This is a genomic window from Corynebacterium sp. HMSC064E07 (genome assembly GCF_001815745.1).
Classification (GTDB): domain Bacteria; phylum Actinomycetota; class Actinomycetes; order Mycobacteriales; family Mycobacteriaceae; genus Corynebacterium; species Corynebacterium jeikeium_D.
The window spans coordinates 228,073-228,646 of record NZ_KV821828.1; the positions used below are offsets into that span (position 1 = coordinate 228,073).

A 574-nucleotide genomic window follows, 5' to 3' on the forward strand; every position below is an offset into this window, starting at 1 on the left:
ACTTCGGACAGGTATTCAAAGCATTCCTCAACGAGAAAACGCCCGTGTCAAAAGAGCGCCGCACACTCAACAACCAGTGGGAATGGACCCATCTGCGAGTTCGCAAGGCATACAACTCCCTGCTGCACCTCTCACGGAAAGGATGGCTGTTTACCTACCTGCAGCCACCACCGAATGCGCTTGAGCCTCAACGCTGGGCTTCAACGACAAACAGTCTGGAAGGCGGCATCAACGCCGGGCTCAAACGCATCGCCGACGCGCATCGCGGCAGGTCCGGGGAGCGCCAACGCAAAATGCTCGAGTGGTACCTGCACTCGAAAACGCAACTGCCTGACGACCCATTAAAGATCGCCAGGCAGTGCAATTTCGGCCAAGATCAACTCGCCAAAGTCAACGATCTTGTCGAAGAAGACCACAACAAAGCCGACCATGAAACAGGCCGACCAGCCTTCTACGACAACGCTATCCCAACCGAGTACGAACACTCGATAGGAATCAGAAAAGGCCCCATGAAGTAACAAACGGTGTGCCCGCCCCGCAACACGCCGAGCGGACACACTTTTTGCTACTTAAC

General features: G+C 55.2%; 1 pseudogene. It reads left to right on the forward strand.

Annotation, left to right across the window (positions count from 1 at the left end):
• Positions 1–518: pseudogene (locus HMPREF3053_RS09605) on the forward strand (IS256 family transposase); the annotation flags it as partial.
• Between the last annotated feature and the right edge of the window lie 56 nt (positions 519–574).